We start from the raw sequence: 924 nt of genomic DNA on the forward strand, positions 1-924 counted from the left end.
GTTCGTTCATCTGGTCGGTGCGGGTGATCCAGATCTCGTTGCCGCGCATCCGGCGCGGGCTGACCTCGCCGGTCTCGTTGGTGAAGGTCCAGTATTCCGCGCCGCCCTCGACGGAAGCTTCGAAATACCAGCCGGCGGGAAGGGCCGGGCTGGCGAGGGCGATCAGCGCGGCGGTGAACAGGTGTTTCATGCTTCCAAATCCTCCGGAGGAATGTCGATGCCGGCATCGGCCAGCGCCTGTGCGATCAGCTGGCTCATGGTGATGTCGCGCCGCAGTGCCTCGATCCGCAGGGATCTGTGCGCTTCGGCGCTGAGGCAGATCGAGGTGCGCTTCGGGCCGGCGGTCGGTTTCCGCTTCGCGGCTCTCATCGATACCAGCCCTCCTGCATGCGGGGGATCACGTAGCGCAGGAACAGGCCGACACCGCCGGCGAACAGCATGAAGGGCGACAGGAACAGGAAGGCGATCAACCCGTCGAATGCGGTCGTCCGGTCATCGACCGATGCAACCCAGGTGCCAAAGACGATACSGGCAAGAACGAAGAATGCGGCCACGCCGAGCATGAAGGTCGATGCCTGGCGCCAGCTTTCGACCGAGCGGCCCCACACACCGCGGATCGCCCCGCAGGCAGGGCAGGTGGAGGCCTCGGCATGGATCTCGGTCATGCAATGCGGACATTGTTGGGGCATGGCAGGCTCCTTGATGTCGAATGAATGTTAAAACAGGTAGAGTTAAAAACGTCGACGCACAATAGCATTGTGCATGAAGACGACCCCCAGAAGCCCTCTGCGAGACATCGTGGCGCGCAACATGCGCAGGCTACGGGCCGAGCGCGGCTGGTCGCAGGAATACCTGGCGCATGAATGCGGGTTGAACCGGACCTATCTCAGCGCAGTCGAGCGGTCAGAGCAGAACATCTCCATC

3 protein-coding genes and 1 pseudogene are annotated in these 924 nt (G+C 62.8%); 1 reads left to right on the plus strand and 3 read right to left on the minus strand.

Annotated elements, in window-relative coordinates:
- The 3 genes and pseudogenes from AQY21_RS27110 to AQY21_RS27120 form a co-directional block, all read right to left on the minus strand.
- Positions 1–190: pseudogene (locus AQY21_RS27110) on the minus strand (hypothetical protein); the annotation flags it as partial.
- Entirely contained in the window at positions 187–369 is a 183-nt protein-coding gene (locus AQY21_RS27115) for a hypothetical protein (protein ID WP_058097354.1), read from the minus strand. The gene AQY21_RS27115 and the pseudogene AQY21_RS27110, both read right to left, overlap by 4 nt.
- Positions 366–689 carry a zinc ribbon domain-containing protein gene (locus tag AQY21_RS27120; RefSeq protein ID WP_058100678.1) on the minus strand — a complete coding sequence of 108 codons (324 nt, stop codon included), beginning with the start codon at positions 687–689 and terminating at the stop codon, positions 366–368. Before AQY21_RS27120 ends, AQY21_RS27115 begins: the two co-directional genes overlap by 4 nt.
- A gap of 121 nt (positions 690–810) precedes the next feature.
- Between AQY21_RS27120 and AQY21_RS28240 the strand changes: the two genes are divergently transcribed.
- The coding region (locus AQY21_RS28240) for a helix-turn-helix transcriptional regulator (RefSeq protein ID WP_238986920.1) at positions 811–924 on the plus strand (114 nt) is incomplete at its 3' end.

The sequence above is a fragment of the Paracoccus sp. MKU1 genome (assembly GCF_001447385.1).
In the GTDB taxonomy this organism is placed as follows: Bacteria; Pseudomonadota; Alphaproteobacteria; order Rhodobacterales; family Rhodobacteraceae; genus Paracoccus.

Bases quoted from the DNA above. Each gene is read 5' to 3' on its own strand.
- AQY21_RS27115 (WP_058097354.1), bottom strand. From the start codon at position 369: ATGAGAGCCGCGAAGCGGAAACCGACCGCCGGCCCGAAGCGCACCTCG.